The 14,308-nt window shown below is 41.4% G+C and carries 20 protein-coding genes; 11 read left to right on the top strand and 9 right to left on the bottom strand.

Annotated elements, in window-relative coordinates; genetic code table 11:
* Position 1: 1 nt before the first annotated feature.
* Positions 2-652, bottom strand: a complete 651-nt coding sequence (locus AC6H3C_RS13020; protein WP_497515813.1) for a hypothetical protein — start codon at positions 650-652, stop codon at positions 2-4.
* Between the two features lie 84 nt (positions 653-736).
* Positions 737-1,237: a metallophosphoesterase family protein gene (locus AC6H3C_RS13015; protein ID WP_497515812.1), complete on the bottom strand. Its 501-nt coding sequence runs from the start codon at positions 1,235-1,237 to the stop codon at positions 737-739.
* Positions 1,238-1,300: 63 nt separating this feature from the next.
* Between AC6H3C_RS13015 and AC6H3C_RS13010 the strand changes: the two genes are divergently transcribed.
* Together AC6H3C_RS13010 and AC6H3C_RS13005 are read left to right on the top strand one after the other, a co-directional pair.
* Positions 1,301-1,795: a SixA phosphatase family protein gene (locus AC6H3C_RS13010; protein WP_497515810.1), complete on the top strand. Its 495-nt coding sequence runs from the start codon at positions 1,301-1,303 to the stop codon at positions 1,793-1,795.
* A gap of 38 nt (positions 1,796-1,833) precedes the next feature.
* On the top strand, positions 1,834-2,535 hold the full coding sequence (locus AC6H3C_RS13005) for a 16S rRNA (uracil(1498)-N(3))-methyltransferase (RefSeq protein WP_497515808.1): 702 nt from the start codon (positions 1,834-1,836) through the stop codon (positions 2,533-2,535).
* Positions 2,536-2,541: 6 nt separating this feature from the next.
* Here the strand turns inward: AC6H3C_RS13005 and AC6H3C_RS13000 are convergent, their stop codons facing one another.
* Positions 2,542-3,777 (bottom strand): aminotransferase class I/II-fold pyridoxal phosphate-dependent enzyme, encoded by a 1,236-nt coding sequence (locus AC6H3C_RS13000; RefSeq protein ID WP_497515807.1) that lies wholly within the window; start codon positions 3,775-3,777, stop codon positions 2,542-2,544.
* Between the two features lie 217 nt (positions 3,778-3,994).
* Here AC6H3C_RS13000 and AC6H3C_RS12995 point away from each other — a divergent pair, with 217 nt between their 5' ends.
* The 6 genes from AC6H3C_RS12995 (at position 3,995) to msrA (ending at position 7,023) form a co-directional block, all read left to right on the top strand.
* The gene (locus AC6H3C_RS12995) at positions 3,995-4,570 is read left to right on the top strand and encodes a DUF4159 domain-containing protein (RefSeq protein ID WP_497515806.1); all 576 of its coding nucleotides are present in this window, start codon (positions 3,995-3,997) and stop codon (positions 4,568-4,570) included.
* Between the two features lie 49 nt (positions 4,571-4,619).
* The gene (locus tag AC6H3C_RS12990; protein WP_497515805.1) at positions 4,620-5,195 is read left to right on the top strand and encodes a flavodoxin family protein; all 576 of its coding nucleotides are present in this window, start codon (positions 4,620-4,622) and stop codon (positions 5,193-5,195) included.
* 48 nt (positions 5,196-5,243) lie between these two features.
* A complete protein-coding gene (locus AC6H3C_RS12985; RefSeq protein ID WP_497515804.1) occupies positions 5,244-5,480 on the top strand; it encodes a 4a-hydroxytetrahydrobiopterin dehydratase in 237 nt (78 codons plus the stop codon).
* Positions 5,477-6,043, top strand: a complete 567-nt coding sequence (locus AC6H3C_RS12980) for a hypothetical protein (protein ID WP_497515803.1) — start codon at positions 5,477-5,479, stop codon at positions 6,041-6,043. The genes AC6H3C_RS12985 and AC6H3C_RS12980 overlap by 4 nt, the downstream gene beginning before the upstream one ends.
* Before the next feature lie 54 nt (positions 6,044-6,097).
* On the top strand, positions 6,098-6,403 hold the full coding sequence (locus AC6H3C_RS12975; RefSeq protein WP_497515802.1) for a DUF6787 family protein: 306 nt from the start codon (positions 6,098-6,100) through the stop codon (positions 6,401-6,403).
* A gap of 89 nt (positions 6,404-6,492) precedes the next feature.
* Positions 6,493-7,023 (top strand): peptide-methionine (S)-S-oxide reductase MsrA, encoded by a 531-nt coding sequence (gene msrA / locus AC6H3C_RS12970; protein ID WP_497515801.1) that lies wholly within the window; start codon positions 6,493-6,495, stop codon positions 7,021-7,023.
* A 16-nt stretch (positions 7,024-7,039) separates the two neighbouring features.
* Here msrA and rimO read toward each other — a convergent pair whose 3' ends face one another.
* From rimO to AC6H3C_RS12955, 3 genes are all read right to left on the bottom strand, one after another.
* On the bottom strand, positions 7,040-8,341 hold the full coding sequence (gene rimO / locus AC6H3C_RS12965) for a 30S ribosomal protein S12 methylthiotransferase RimO (RefSeq protein ID WP_497515800.1): 1,302 nt from the start codon (positions 8,339-8,341) through the stop codon (positions 7,040-7,042).
* A gap of 33 nt (positions 8,342-8,374) precedes the next feature.
* Positions 8,375-9,325, bottom strand: a complete 951-nt coding sequence (ftsY, locus tag AC6H3C_RS12960) for a signal recognition particle-docking protein FtsY (protein ID WP_497515799.1) — start codon at positions 9,323-9,325, stop codon at positions 8,375-8,377.
* A 98-nt stretch (positions 9,326-9,423) separates the two neighbouring features.
* Entirely contained in the window at positions 9,424-10,197 is a 774-nt protein-coding gene (locus AC6H3C_RS12955; RefSeq protein WP_497515798.1) for a S24 family peptidase, read from the bottom strand.
* 156 nt (positions 10,198-10,353) lie between these two features.
* On the opposite strand from AC6H3C_RS12955, the gene AC6H3C_RS12950 reads away from it, so the two are divergent.
* Positions 10,354-11,658, top strand: coding sequence for a putative DNA modification/repair radical SAM protein (locus AC6H3C_RS12950; RefSeq protein WP_497515797.1), 1,305 nt, complete (start codon positions 10,354-10,356; stop codon positions 11,656-11,658).
* A gap of 4 nt (positions 11,659-11,662) precedes the next feature.
* Positions 11,663-12,436, top strand: coding sequence for a TIGR03915 family putative DNA repair protein (locus AC6H3C_RS12945; protein ID WP_497515796.1), 774 nt, complete (start codon positions 11,663-11,665; stop codon positions 12,434-12,436).
* A 63-nt stretch (positions 12,437-12,499) separates the two neighbouring features.
* Here the strand turns inward: AC6H3C_RS12945 and AC6H3C_RS12940 are convergent, their stop codons facing one another.
* The 3 genes from AC6H3C_RS12940 to rpmB are packed head-to-tail and all read right to left on the bottom strand — an operon-like array spanning position 12,500 to position 13,098.
* Positions 12,500-12,652: a DUF4295 domain-containing protein gene (locus tag AC6H3C_RS12940; RefSeq protein ID WP_423127433.1), complete on the bottom strand. Its 153-nt coding sequence runs from the start codon at positions 12,650-12,652 to the stop codon at positions 12,500-12,502.
* Between the two features lie 8 nt (positions 12,653-12,660).
* Positions 12,661-12,843 carry a 50S ribosomal protein L33 gene (gene rpmG, locus AC6H3C_RS12935; RefSeq protein ID WP_497515795.1) on the bottom strand — a complete coding sequence of 61 codons (183 nt, stop codon included), beginning with the start codon at positions 12,841-12,843 and terminating at the stop codon, positions 12,661-12,663.
* Positions 12,844-12,855: 12 nt separating this feature from the next.
* The gene (rpmB, locus tag AC6H3C_RS12930; RefSeq protein WP_423127431.1) at positions 12,856-13,098 is read right to left on the bottom strand and encodes a 50S ribosomal protein L28; all 243 of its coding nucleotides are present in this window, start codon (positions 13,096-13,098) and stop codon (positions 12,856-12,858) included.
* Between the two features lie 381 nt (positions 13,099-13,479).
* Between rpmB and AC6H3C_RS12925 the strand changes: the two genes are divergently transcribed.
* Entirely contained in the window at positions 13,480-14,295 is an 816-nt protein-coding gene (locus tag AC6H3C_RS12925) for a CPBP family intramembrane glutamic endopeptidase (RefSeq protein WP_497515793.1), read from the top strand.
* Positions 14,296-14,308: the final 13 nt, after the last annotated feature.

The following is a 14,308-nucleotide window of genomic DNA, read 5'->3' as shown; positions in this document are numbered from 1 at the left end:
ATTATAATTTATCAACAATCGCCATAAAACGGTCATTCATTTTTTCAATCAGGTTCCACCGGGCAAGCTGAATCCTGTTACTGACTGATGGTTGGGTCAGGTTCAACTTTTCGGCAATCTCTGTTTGTTTGTAACCCTGAACAAGATAATAAATTACTTCAGCTTGTGCCATAGTCCATCTACCTAAAATATCATCAAGAAATAAACAGGCCAGCTCTAACTCGTTGTTATATTCCTCATTATTCGTTGTGATGATAAGAGTTTGCTTTTTTACTTTCATTTTATCAAGCGCTCTACCCGATAAAATAAAAGGTTCTTCGAATGATTTTCCGATATTTTCGGGAATTGCTGTTACATATCCAACAGCTAAAGATATTCGGACATCTAATGCTCGCTGTGAACTTCCGTTTTTTAAACCGATTTCCTTTTTTTTGAAATATGACTTTAAATAGATTGCCTTCAAAAATGCGTTGCTCACATCTTCAATCATCACCTGAAAACTGTCTCCCCTACTTGTTAACATCGACTCTCCCCGACAAACCAGATAGTTTCCGGGGGGCTCTTCCAAAACCTGGATTGTGTCTAAAAATGCCTTTTCCTCAAATTTTGAAGAATTAATAACATCTGCTGATATGACTGCTAATTTTTTCACTCAACAAATATAAGTCAATTATTCTATAAATACAATTATTAGATTATATATTCTATATTCTAATAAAATAGATCTAAAAATCTATCAAAATCGTATTCGTTCAAACTCTAAGACTTCTAAATCCCGAATATTGTCCTGGTCTATAACGAAACGAACCGCTGTACAAACACGATGAAATCCATTATTGCCTGAAGCTCCCGGATTAATGTGCAAGCAATTATACTTCTTGTCGTAAATAACTTTTAGAATATGGGAATGCCCACATATAAATATTTTTGGGGAAATACGCTGAATTTCTTTCCTGATGCGGGGTTCATACCTTCCGGGATATCCCCCGATGTGGGTCATCAGAACATCTATTTCTTCACAAAAGAAACGTTGGTTTTCCGGAAACATTCTTCGTAAAATGTGGTCATCAATATTACCGTAAACGGCCCGCAATGGTTTAAACTGAGCTAACTGATCTGCCAGGGAAACTGTCCCGATATCTCCGGCATGCCAAATTTCATCAACATTTTCGAGGAATTTCAGGGTGCGATTACTTATTGAGCCGTGTGTATCAGAGATTAAGCCTATTCGCTTCATTAATGACATTTATTTGTTTCGATCGTTCAAATTTAATTTAAATTTAGAGCAAAAATTAAACCAATGAAACGTGTAGTAATTGTCAGACATGCAAAGGCTGTTCCTTACGGATACAATGATGATTTTAACCGGAAGCTGCGGAGTAGCGGAAAAGATGATGCAAAGCTTCTTAGCTCTAAACTAAAAGAGAATAAAATAATGCCTGATTTAATGATATCAAGTCCGGCAAAACGGGCCTACAAAACGGCAAAAATCTATGCGGAGATCCTTCGTTACCCGGCAAGTAAAATCCGGGCTGAAGAGGAATTGTACGAAGAAATGACTACTCAGGATTTCATTGATATGCTTCGGGAACTTCCCGACGAGGTCCAAACGGTTTTTGTTTTTGGTCATAATCCGACGATTTATTACCTGACAAACAATCTGGTTCGTTTTTTCAACAGCGATATGCCAACCTGTTCAACGGTTGGAATTGAATTCAGGATCGAATCATGGAACGAGCTTTCGGCACGAGGGGGAGAAATGTGCTTTCACCTGGTTCCGAGGGCCTTCAGATAAACAGGTTGTTTTTTCAATTATCATCGAAAATCATACGCATGCATCTTTTTTATACGCCAGACATCCAAAATCAAACATATTGTTTAGAGGAAACCGAGTCGAAACATGCTGTTCGGGTTCTCCGGCTAAATCAGGGAGATCTGATTAACCTGATTGACGGGAAGGGTAACTTTTACGAAGCGCGAATAACCGATGTAAACCCGAAGAAATGCAGGATTGAGGTTACAAAACACGCAAGTGGATATGGCAAACGTGCGCATTATCTGCATATGGCCGTGGCGCCAACAAAAAACATCGACCGTTTCGAATGGTTCCTTGAAAAAGCTACAGAAATCGGTATCAACGAAATAACGCCAATTTTATGCGATCGTTCCGAACGGAAAACAGTTAAGGAGGATCGCTTGGAAAAGGTAATCATCTCGGCCATGAAACAATCGCTGAAAGCTTATCTTCCCAAATTGAATCCGCTAATCCCGCTTAACGAACTCTTGAAAGCTGGGTTTCCGGGAAAAAAATTCATCGCTCACTGCTATGATCAGAACAAAAAAGAACTTAAAACTGAAATCGCGGGAAGTTCTTCCAATCTTATTTTAATTGGTCCCGAAGGTGATTTTTCGGAAGACGAGGTAAACAAGGCCATCGGGCAGAATTTTCTCCCGGTGAGCTTGGGAAGCAGCCGCCTGCGCACAGAAACAGCGGCTATTGCGGCCTGCCATACTGCCAACTTATTAAACGAATAAATCTTCTTAAATCAGTTCCAGGGCCTGTCCAATATCAGCAATCAGGTCGGCTGCAGCTTCTATCCCAACAGAAAGACGCATCATGGTATCACGTATTTTCATCTTATCCCGGTAATCTTCCGAGAATTCGACGTAAATGGTTGAATACGGGTGAATAATGAGCGATTTATTATCATTCAGATTTGTTGCCCGGCGGATAATTTGGAGGCGGTTCATGAATTCAAAACAGGCTTTTTGAGACTCCAGATCGAAGGTCATAATGGCTCCCGGTTTCCCTGAAAATTGCGCCATACTCAAGCTATAACTATCGGACGTAATTAAACCGGGATAGGTAACTTTTACAACTTTCGGATGTTCACTTAAAAATTTTCCAAGAGCCATGCAGTTTTCATAACATCTCTCCAACCGTAATTCGAGCATATCCAGTCCCATAATCTGATAATGGGCGGTGTGTGCGGTCATCGACCCACCGGTGTTCCGGTAATAGTTCTTACGCAACTGCGCAATAAACGCGTCTTTTCCAAAACGTTCATACATTGGTTTCAAATTGGGGTTTCCCGCCCAATCGTATATACCGTTATCCAAAACTACGCCACCAAACGAAGTGGCTCCTCCTGAAATAAATTTTGTAGTCGACATTACGTTGATGTGAACACCCATGTTTTTTGAATTAAAAACTACGGGAGGAGTAATTGTGCTGTCGGAAACCAGTACGATTCCATGTTTATTTGCAATCATCGCCAATGCCTCAATATCAGCGATCTCCAATTGCGGATTTGTAACTGTTTCAAAAAAGATCAGTCGGGTGTTTTCATCAATCAAAGCTTCTATTTTTTCAGCTTTTGTTGTATCGGCAAAACGGGTTTCCAAACCGTAGTTCGACAATGTCTGATCAAACAAGGAATAGCTGTGCCCAAATAATTGACTACCTGAAATAATGTTGTCGCCGGCCTTGCACAGCGCCAATACCGTATTTGATATGGCTGCCATTCCCGAAGCCAAAGCCAAAGCCTGATGCGCTCCGGTAAGCGTTTTCATTTTCTTTTCAAAATACTCTACCGTAGGGTTGCTCGTTCGCGAGTAAACATGGGCCGGCAGTTCTCCTCTGAAATTGGCCGAAATTTCTTCAGCCGAGTTAAATTCAAAGGCCACTGATTCATATACAGGCATATCGAGCGCCTGATACGGATCATTTTTTGGAAATGGTATATTTAAAGCTCGGGTCGTAAAACTTTTTTGCATGGAGTTTAAATTTAAAGTCTGTAAAAATAACAGCTTTTTACAGAAATAGTTGTTCAAGTTAAACTTTACCTGACGACAATATTTTTTTTATCCAACTGGCACTTTCTTCTTATATTTGATTCAGTTTATATTCAGGATGAATAAATTTTTTGGAACATATTTGTGCTGCCTATTTTTCATTGCCGGATTTGCTCAAAACCCGGAATTAAAAATCGGATTGATCAAATATAAAGGCGGTGGCGACTGGTATGCAGACCCCACCGCCCTACCCAACCTGATGAAGTTTTGCAACCAGGAATTAAACACTTCGTTTGCTGCCGAACCCGGGACAGTAGAACCGGGAAGTATTGAGTTATTTAATTATCCGATTGTACATTTAACCGGACATGGCAATGTTATTTTTACCGACGATGAATGCCGTAACCTCAGGCTTTATTTCGAAGCAGGCGGTTTTCTGCATATCGACGATAATTACGGGCTAAACAGGTACATTCGCCGCGAAATGAAAAAAATTTTTCCCGACCAGGAATTTACCGAATTACCTGTCGGTCATCCGGTCTTTCATCAAAAGTTTGATTTCCCGAACGGCTTGCCCAAAATACATGAACATGACAATCAACGCCCTCAGGCGTTTGGACTATATATCGGTAAACGGCTCGTATGCCTGTACACATACGAATCAGACCTTAGCGATGGCTGGGAAGATCCTTCGGTACATAATAACCCGCCGGAAACCAGAAAAAAGGCGCTGGAAATGGGCGCCAATATAGTCTCTTATGTTTTCAGCAACTAAATACAACGAAGACAAATCCATCAAGAATCAGTAGAAAAGCATTACAAAGATGAAAATTTTAGGAATAAACGGAAGTCCGCGAAAAAACGGAAATACAAAAATACTGATTGAATCGGTTTTCAAACCGTTGGAGGAGGCCGGTTTCGAAACCGAATTAGTTCAAGTGGGAGGAAAACAGGTACACGGGTGCACGGCTTGCGGAAAATGCAGGGAAATTAAAGATCAAAGATGTCACATCAAAAATGACGTTCTCAACCAATGCATCCAAAAGATGATTGATGCCGATGCAATCATTATGGGTTCACCGGTCTATTTTGCCGATATCAGTACCGAAATGAAAGCATTGATTGATGTGTCGGGTTATGTATGCCGGGGGAACGGACATCTGCTGAAACGAAAAATTGGCGCAGCTGTTATTTCGGTCAGACGGGGTGGTCAGCTGCACGCTTTTGAAACCATAAACAATTTCTTTTTAATCAATCAGATGATTATTCCCGGCTCCAGCTACTGGAACTTTGCCTACGGAAAAAATGAGGGTGATGTTTTACAGGATGAAGAAGGGATGCAAACCATGAAAACACTGGGCGAAAACATGGCCTGGCTGCTCGGTAAAATTCATCGCTAACCGGTAAACTTTCAATTCGCCGGCTCGTTTTGATGAATAAACAATGTTATGAATTGGGAAACTGTTAGCAACCAAATAGAAAAAGAGTTTATCTTTAAAGATTTCAGGCAAGCCTTACAATTTGTAAACCAGGTTGGCAACCTGGCCGAGGAAATGAATCATCACCCGGATATCTTGATTTTCTCATACAAAAAAGTAAAGATCAGTCTGATGACACACAGTCAAGGTAAAGTTACCGGCTTAGACTACGAGTTAGCAAAAAAAATTGATCAACTAACAACATGACCAAATACAAGTTTCTGCTGAAAAACCTGCTTCGGGCTTTGATGTACATGGCAGTAATTGCTGTTGCTTACCTGCTTTTTAAAAAATTTATTATCGATGAAAACCAGGAAGTTTGGATTGAACGGTTTTACAGCAAACCCTTAACGGTTTACTTGATCTATATCGGTTCTGAAATCTTCTTTGGGATTTTTCCCCCCGAATTTTTTATGCTCTGGGCATATTACAAATCAGATCTCCTGCATTACTCCCTGAACGTTATTTTTTTTGCGGTAATCTCATACGGAGCAGGATACCTGGCATTTCTGATCGGCAGGGTATTGCGCCGCGTTGTAATTTTCAGGTATATGAGTCGTCGGTTTTTTAGCCACTATTGGGATCTGTTCAAAAAATACGGATCAATTCTGATTATCACGGCTGCACTGACTCCCTTGCCTTGGGCTGCTATCAGCATGTTGGTCGGCTCAACCGAGTACCCCATGAAACGTTTCGTTTACATGGCCTTTTTCCGGATCTTCCGTTTTGTTGCCTACGGATACATTATATTTCAAACCCATCAATTTTGAAAAACCATTCGCGCCCCTGCTTGTTTAATAGCTTGAAGGTTTAATTTGGAATACATGTTGAATAAGTTAAAATTACGTTGGAAAGTAGACTCTAACATACAGTTAATCATTATTTTGATTGTTTTTTCGGTTAGCGGAAGTGCAACCCTTTTTATAAAAAATTACCTTTTCCATTGGATCAATTATGACCCGGAGTGGCCATTTATTTTAAAGGCGATTATTTACATTCTGACAATTATCCCGATCTACCAGATCACTTTATTGCTTATCGGCACCCTGTTTGGACAGTTTGATTTTTTTTGGCGTTTCGAGAAAAAGGCTCTGCGCCGCTTAGGAATAAAACTGGATAAGCCATGCTGATGAAGCAAACAATAAAAACAGTTGCTCTTTTAATAATCATTTCCGGTAGTTTAAACGTTGATCTACCGGCACAACCAAAATCAAAAAGTATGGACCGGATTACATTAGGAGGCGGATGTTTTTGGTGCACCGAAGCCATATTCAATGAACTGAACGGCGTCATTTCAGTCATTTCGGGGTATTCGGGAGGCGATATCGTCAACCCTTCATACAAAGAAATTTGCACCGGACGAACCGGGCATGCCGAAGTGGTTGAAGTTGAATTTGATCCTGCGATCATCTCATTTGCCGACTTGTTGGAAGTATTTTTTGCCACCCACGATCCAACAACCCTAAACAGGCAGGGAGCAGATGTGGGAACTCAATACCGGTCGGTTATTTTCTACCATAATCAAAACCAAAAGGAAATTGCCGAATCGGTAATTGACGGGCTCAACAGGGAAAACATCTATGGAAAACCGGTCGTCACCGAGCTTAGCCCCTGGAAAAATTTTTTCAGAGCTGAAAATGATCATCAAAACTATTTCAGCAATAACCCCAATCAGGCCTATTGCCGGTTTGTAATTATCCCAAAAGTCAAAAAGTTCAGAAAAATCTTTCGTGAAAAACTAAAACCTTAAGCGGAATCACATCTGGCTATACCGGCATCAGTTTTCCAAACAAATCGAACTCAGCAGAATCGTCAATTTGGACCGGGTAAAATTTACCAATCTGAATATGATCTGATTTATCAATTAAAACCTCGCCGTCTACTTCAGGAGAATCATATTCTGTCCGGCCAATATAATAGTCATCATCTTCCCTGTCAACCAAAACTTTTAGCGTTTTACCAATCTGCCGTTGACTCAGATTGGCCGAAATTTCCTGCTGTATGTCCATTAATTCGGCGGCGCGGGCATCTTTCACTTCCTGTGGAATATCATCTTTATACATTTTAAAAGCATAAGTGTCATCTTCACTCGAATAGGCAAACACGCCCATCCGCTCAAACGGATATTCCTGAATAAAAGCCTTCAGCTCTTCAAAATCGTCTTCGGTTTCTCCCGGATGTCCCACCAGAAAAGTTGTACGCAAGGCAATTCCGGGAACTTCTTCTCTAATCTTTTTTATCAGGCTGATGGTTTCTTCTTTCGTAATTTTACGGCGCATCATACCCAACATCCGGTCGCTGATGTGTTGCAGAGGGATATCCAGGTACTTGCAAACATTATCGCGCTTACGCATCACGTCAAGCACATCTGCCGGGAACTTTGACGGGTATGCATAATGCAAGCGAATCCACTCCAGCCCTTCAATATCGGCCAGTTTATCAATCAACTCGGCCAGTTTACTTTCGCCGTAGCGGTCAATTCCGTAATACGAAAGGTCCTGCGCAATAATCAGCAGTTCTTTTACGCCGCCATCCACCAGATTTTGGGCTTCTTCAAGCAGGCTTTCCAGGCTGCGGGATTTGTGGTTGCCCGTAAACTGAGGGATGGCACAAAACGAACAATGCCGGTTACAGCCTTCGCTGATTTTCAGGTACGAAAAGTGTCCTGGCGTGGTCTTTACCCGATGGTATATTTTCTGTTCGTAAAAATTGGCATTTAAATCTTTGATGATTTCCTTAAAGTCGAACTTACCGTAAAATTTATCCACTTCGGGGATTTCACTGGTCAGTTCGTCTTTATACCTTGCCGACAAGCATCCCATGACCAAAAGTTTATCGAGTTTCCCCGATTTCCGGGCGTCTGCAAAGTTCAGGATCGTATTGATCGATTCTTCTTTGGCATCGGCAATAAAACCACAGGTATTCAGTATGACAATATTGGCATCATCCTGGTCGCTGTCGTGAACCACTTTAAAACCATTTAAATCCAACTGGTTCAGCAACATTTCCGAATCAACCAGGTTCTTGGAACAACCCAGTGTCATGATATTGACTTTTCCTCTCTTCATCTCTGTCTTTTAATCGCTGAATAGGTGTTTCTATTAAGAAAACAAGGAGTCTACAAATTCTTTTCGACGGAAAATTTGAAGGTCTTCCATCTTTTCGCCAATTCCGATGTATTTTACGGGTATCTTAAATTGATCGCTGATCCCGATAACAACGCCTCCTTTTGCCGTTCCGTCAAGCTTTGTCAATGCCAGGGAGGTCACTTCGGTGGCTAATGTAAACTGTTTGGCCTGCTCAAATGCATTTTGGCCGGTAGAACCATCGAGAATCAGCAGCACTTCATTCGGTGCGTCAGGAACCACTTTTTGCATCACTTTCTTAATTTTCGACAGTTCGTTCATCAGATTAACTTTGTTGTGCAAGCGGCCCGCGGTGTCGATAATAACCACATCGGCGCCCGAAGCTTTTGCCCAGGTTAGCGTGTCATAAGCTACCGAAGCCGGATCTGATCCCATATTCTGACGGATAATCGGAACATCCACCCGGTTAGCCCATATTTGAAGCTGATCGATAGCAGCAGCCCTGAAGGTATCTGCAGCCCCCAAAACAACCTGTTTACCGGCTTGTTTAAAATTCCAGGCCAATTTTCCGATCGTCGTGGTTTTTCCGACACCATTTACCCCAACGACCATAATCACATACGGATCAGAGCGTTCAGGAAGATCAAAATCAGAAACATCTTCCGTGTTGTTTTCTTCAAGCAAAGCAGCTATTTCTTCTTTCAGAATCAGGTTCAGTTCATCAACTCCCAGGTATTTGTCCCGGTTGACCCGGTCTTCAATCCGGCGAATAATTTTAAGCGTTGTATCCACACCCACATCCGAAGTAATTAAAACTTCTTCCAGATTATCCAAAACTTCATCATCAACTGTTGACTTCCCAACAACCGCCCGGCTAAGTTTCTTAAATACGTTTTCCTTGGTTTTGGAAAGTCCCTGATCAAGGCTTTCTTTTTTAGCTTTGGAAAATGCTCCGAAAAGACCCATAATTTTCAAAATTTTTAGGTGTGCAATTTACAAAATTTGACGGATAATCAGGGATTAAAATCGGTCTTGAGCAGAATAAACATCAGTAAACCAAGAAATCAACCTGAATTTCTGAGTTTGCGTATCTCCTCTTTCATTTCATCCAGCACATCCGAAATACGGGTAATATCCAAGCTGTCGGGTTTCGGAAGTTCAAAACTGAGCACACCTTTGGCTTTCCAGATTTCCAGCACCAACTCCCCGGATACCCGATAAGGCTCATAGTCCGGATTGTCCGATTTCAATAAAAACTGATTATTTTCTTTCAGATAAACCCGTTTGTACACCAAGCCTTCTTCGCTGGTAATCAATACGTAAGTTTGTCCGTCGCGCAATTCGGAAACCGATTCCACAAATTCGCAAAACAGGTATGAACCGGCTGTCACAGGAAGCATGCTGTCTCCTTTTATCTGGAATACACGATATGTTTTCCCGGCCGAAAGCTCAGGAACAGGCATGGAAAACCGGGGTAACTGACCAATAAATTCGGGATCGGAAAAACCGTTCAGGTAACCGGCCGAAGCTTTGACCGGTACAATGGAAATCAGTTCGTCGTTGTGCCGATCAACAACGATTGGCAAAACCTGCAAAGCAGGCTTCACCAACTTGTTTTCGGGCAAACCATCCTGCTCCAGATTCAGACTGACAAGCTGATCAACTGATAATTCAAAAACAGCAGCCAACTGTTGCAATACCGAAATTTTAGGGGTCGCTCTCCCCTCCTCGTATGAGCCAACCAATGAGCGTTTTACATAGATTTTATCGGCCAGCTCCTGTTGAGTTAACCGGTGAATTCGTCTTAGCAGCTTTATGTTTTCGGACAGGTAATTCATAAAAAAACGGATGTATTTGATTCACAATTCATTCAAATATAATCGTAAAAATGTCTTTCAAAATTAGCTAATATTTTTAGTAATTGCTAATATTTTTAGTAATTTTGAATTGTATTCTGCAAATCGATTAATCTGATTTGATAAAAATAGCAGAACATGAAGCAAACTGTTGAAGAAAAACTAAAAATATTGGCTGACGCTGCAAAATACGATGTATCCTGCTCATCAAGCGGCAATAACCGCAAAAATACGGGAGGCATTGGCAGCGCGGTAGCTTGCGGAATTTGTCACAGCTTTACAGATGACGGCCGCTGTATCGGCCTTTTGAAAATTCTGATGACCAACCACTGCATTTATGACTGCGCATATTGCATCAATCGCCGGAGCAACGATCGTCCACGGGCGACCTTCAGCGTTCAGGAAGTGGTTGATTTAACCATCAATTTTTACCGGCGCAATTATATTGAAGGTTTGTTTTTAAGCTCCGGGGTCGTCAGAAACCCGGACTTCACGATGGAACGTTTGATGCTCGTAACCAAAAAACTGCGCTTGGAAGAACGTTACAACGGGTATATTCACCTGAAAGCCATCCCTGGAGCCAGCCAACTGCTAATTCAACAAGCTGGCCTGTATGCCGACCGGCTAAGTGTAAACATCGAGATTCCTACTGAAACTGAGTTAAAAAGGCTGGCCCCCGAAAAGAATTTCGACACCGTTTTGCAACCGATGAACCAGATAAAAGAAGGTATTCAACTTTACCGGGAAGAACGGAAAAAATATCGTAATGCGCCGGTCTTCACCCCTGCGGGACAAAGCACACAACTCATTGTTGGCGCCACCCCCGAAAGCGACCGGCAAATTTTGCAACTGGCCTCCGGATTTTATCACGAACAAAAATTAAAGCGGGTATATTACTCCGGCTATTTACCGGTTAATGAATACGACAAACGGCTGCCGGCGCTCCAATCGCCTCCGCTGGTTCGCGAAAACCGCCTGTATCAAAGCGATTGGCTGATGCGCTTTTATTATTTCCGGGCCGATGAAATCCTAACACAGGAACAACCTTTCCTCGATCTTGAAATTGACCCCAAACTGGCTTATGCCTTGCGAAACCTGCATCTTTTTCCGGTTGATGTGAACAAAGCTGATTACGAGATGATTCTGCGCATTCCGGGCGTTGGCGTACAATCGGCAAGAATGATTGTGGATGCACGCAGATTTCGCCGGTTGACGAGCTATCACCTCAAAAAAATAGGCGTAGTGATGAAGCGGGCACAATATTTTATTACCTGCAACGAACTGCCATCTCATCCAAATTATTGGGATTCGGAACGGCTAAGGAACCAACTAATAACGGAGAGCCACTGCAAAGGCAAAAAAACAGGCGATACCCAACTGAATCTGTTTCACTTTAGTCAGGCAACTCCACCTGCGAAAGCGCTACTCCATTTTAAACATTGAGCATATGGCATTTCTTTTATATGACGGCAGTTTTGAAGGTTTCCTAACCGTTGTTTTCGAATGTTACGCACAACAGATTATTCCAACTGAAATTTGTAAGGAAACCTCATTTCAGGAGAATTTGTTTATCGATAAAATGAGAATTCCCGGCGATGAACAAAAAGCCAGGAGGGTATGGAAAGCCTTACAGTCTAAATTGCACAAACGGAACAAATACCTTCTCTTGCATGCTTTCCTGTCTGAAAACCAGGGGATAGAAATGAAACTTTACCGTTTTATCCGCCGGCTGTTTGATACACAACGAAGTATTGAAACCGACTTTGGCGATCCGGATGTGCTTGAACTAAAAAAAATTGAACGCCAGGTTTTACGCGAAACCATGCGAATACTCCAGTTTGTGCGGTTTCAGCAAACAAAAGACGGCCTTTACTTTGCGCCCATCGAACCGGAATATGATGTCCTGCCTTTTACTATCGATCATTTCAAACATCGTTTTGCCGATCAGCAATGGTTGATTTATGATCTCAGGCGCGATTACGGAATCTTTTACAACCTTAGGGAAACCCGGGAAATAGTTTTGTCTGAAAAGACATTCTCCGAAACGAACGGAAAAATCCGGGCCAACTTGCTTGAAGAACAGGAAATAACCTACCAGGTATTGTGGAAAGCCTATTTCGACCACATCCATATTGAAGAACGAAAAAATTCAAAGCTTCAGGCACAACATATGCCCCGTCGTTACTGGAAATTCCTGCCTGAAAAAACACCGGGATTGTAAAACATCCCGAACAAAAAAAGCTCTCACTGCAAGTGAAAGCTTTTACCTGTAAGCAAAAATATTTTACTTTTTGAAATAATCTTTAACCATTTCGTTAGGAACTACGCCTTCCTGAAATGTGTAAGCGCCGGTTTTACTCGATTTTACCATTTTAATTACTTTGGCATAACCTTTACCTGCTCCTTTTTGTAATGATGCAACTGCTTTCTTTGCCATATCTCAAATTATTTAATTTCGCGGTGAACAGTTACTTTTTTCAGGTTTGGATTGTATTTTTTCAACTCCAAACGTTCAGTTGTATTTTTCCGGTTTTTAGTTGTAATATACCTCGAAGTTCCGGGAACGCTTGTTTCCTTTTGTTCGGTACATTCCAGAATTACCTGAACTCTATTTCCCTTTTTTGCCATTTCTTAAGCTTTTTAAATATTTGTTACCAGACCTTTTGCTTTAGCATCTTTCAATGCAACACTCAGCCCATTCTTATTGATGGTACGCAAGCCGGCAGCCGATACAGTCAACGAAATCCAACGATCTTCGCCGGGAAGATAGAATTTCTTGTTGAATAAGTTCGGACTGAACCGACGTTTGGTCCTTCTTTTCGAGTGAGAAACATTATTTCCCACCATCGCTTTTTTTCCGGTTATTTGACAAATTCTTGACATTGTCTTATTTTTTTAGCAGAATCACACGTTTTTCAAACAGATCGCAAAATAAGTGCTTTTTCCTGAATTAATCAAATTGTCAGCAAAGTTTTTTCTTCTTTTTTCAACAACTAATTGTTTAAAAATCAAAATGTTTTTTTTCGGGCCGGGAACCGCCATGTCCTATTCCCGTTTACACCCTCATTTTACTTCAAGGTTATACCGGCAAATTTACTATTTTCTATTACAGCAAAGCGAGTTTCGTTCTTCAAGTCAGGATTTATTGCAAGCTGAAAAGCATATCACCTTGATCTTTTTGTTTGTCGGAAATAAGCTTTGAATTGAAAGGCTGTTCTTTTTCTTTTTTGAGAAAAGAAACTTATTTTAGTGCAAAATCAAACAATGAATCAGGAACGCTCGAATTATTATCCAACGATACTGGGTGCTGCACACCTGGTTATTTTATATATTTTCATTCAAACGATTGTTGATTTTCCGCTGGCTGTTTGGGATTATTACCACGGAACCGAGTTTTTATACAATCCGTTCAAAAAGATCGCGCTGGGAGTCGGTTCAGTTGTTTTTATTCTGTTTTTTGGCTACCGGAAAGCCCAAACAAGTTTAAAGGAACTTTTCCCTGCCAGGCGATTCAACCCGCTGATTTTTATTCCCATGACACTGTTTTTAATGTCGGCCCATGTATTTTTAACTGAAATCAACCGGGCTGTCGATCAGTTGATACCTGCCCCACCCTGGTTCTGGGAGTTGTTCGACCGGATATTTGAGAACGATTACGGCATCTACGGCGCTTTCATGAAAGTGGTGATTATTGCCCCTGTCATTGAGGAACTGATATTCAGGGGAATTATCATGCATGGTTTCATGCGCAATTATTCTAAAATTACGGCTATTTTAATTTCAGCCTTGTTTTTTGCCCTGTTTCATCTCAATCCGTGGCAGTTTCCGGCAACCTTTCTGCTCGGCTTACTTCTGGGTTGGGCGATGGTGATTACCCGTAATATTTTTGTTTGTATTGCCGGGCACGCCATCAACAACCTCCTGGTATTGCTCAGTCTGGAATACTGGGAAGAAATCAATGAATTCTCCTTTTTCCTGATGGGAAAAGATGAGCAATTAGAAATTAGCTACCTGACAGCCGGATTTAGTGTCGTGTTAATTGGCCTGATTGCCGTTACAAGCCGCAAAAAATCAACCTGAACCCAACTTAATA

It is taken from the genome of Gaoshiqia sp. US2 (assembly GCF_059705485.1).
The sequence above is the reverse complement of the archived record's forward strand: the minus strand, read 5'-3'. Positions and strand labels throughout refer to the sequence as shown.

Bases quoted from the DNA above. Each gene is read 5' to 3' on its own strand.
- AC6H3C_RS13015 (WP_497515812.1), bottom strand. From the start codon at position 1,237: ATGAAGCGAATAGGCTTAATCTCTGATACACACGGCTCAATAAGTAAT.
- AC6H3C_RS13010 (WP_497515810.1), top strand. From the start codon at position 1,301: ATGAAACGTGTAGTAATTGTCAGACATGCAAAGGCTGTTCCTTACGGA.
- AC6H3C_RS13005 (WP_497515808.1), top strand. From the start codon at position 1,834: ATGCATCTTTTTTATACGCCAGACATCCAAAATCAAACATATTGTTTA.
- AC6H3C_RS13000 (WP_497515807.1), bottom strand. From the start codon at position 3,777: ATGCAAAAAAGTTTTACGACCCGAGCTTTAAATATACCATTTCCAAAA.
- AC6H3C_RS12990 (WP_497515805.1), top strand. From the start codon at position 4,620: ATGAAAATTTTAGGAATAAACGGAAGTCCGCGAAAAAACGGAAATACA.
- AC6H3C_RS12985 (WP_497515804.1), top strand. From the start codon at position 5,244: ATGAATTGGGAAACTGTTAGCAACCAAATAGAAAAAGAGTTTATCTTT.
- AC6H3C_RS12980 (WP_497515803.1), top strand. From the start codon at position 5,477: ATGACCAAATACAAGTTTCTGCTGAAAAACCTGCTTCGGGCTTTGATG.
- AC6H3C_RS12975 (WP_497515802.1), top strand. From the start codon at position 6,098: ATGTTGAATAAGTTAAAATTACGTTGGAAAGTAGACTCTAACATACAG.
- msrA (WP_497515801.1), top strand. From the start codon at position 6,493: ATGGACCGGATTACATTAGGAGGCGGATGTTTTTGGTGCACCGAAGCC.
- rimO (WP_497515800.1), bottom strand. From the start codon at position 8,341: ATGAAGAGAGGAAAAGTCAATATCATGACACTGGGTTGTTCCAAGAAC.
- ftsY (WP_497515799.1), bottom strand. From the start codon at position 9,325: ATGGGTCTTTTCGGAGCATTTTCCAAAGCTAAAAAAGAAAGCCTTGAT.
- AC6H3C_RS12955 (WP_497515798.1), bottom strand. From the start codon at position 10,197: ATGAATTACCTGTCCGAAAACATAAAGCTGCTAAGACGAATTCACCGG.
- AC6H3C_RS12950 (WP_497515797.1), top strand. From the start codon at position 10,354: ATGAAGCAAACTGTTGAAGAAAAACTAAAAATATTGGCTGACGCTGCA.
- AC6H3C_RS12945 (WP_497515796.1), top strand. From the start codon at position 11,663: ATGGCATTTCTTTTATATGACGGCAGTTTTGAAGGTTTCCTAACCGTT.
- AC6H3C_RS12940 (WP_423127433.1), bottom strand. From the start codon at position 12,652: ATGGCAAAGAAAGCAGTTGCATCATTACAAAAAGGAGCAGGTAAAGGT.
- rpmG (WP_497515795.1), bottom strand. From the start codon at position 12,843: ATGGCAAAAAAGGGAAATAGAGTTCAGGTAATTCTGGAATGTACCGAA.
- rpmB (WP_423127431.1), bottom strand. From the start codon at position 13,098: ATGTCAAGAATTTGTCAAATAACCGGAAAAAAAGCGATGGTGGGAAAT.
- AC6H3C_RS12925 (WP_497515793.1), top strand. From the start codon at position 13,480: ATGAATCAGGAACGCTCGAATTATTATCCAACGATACTGGGTGCTGCA.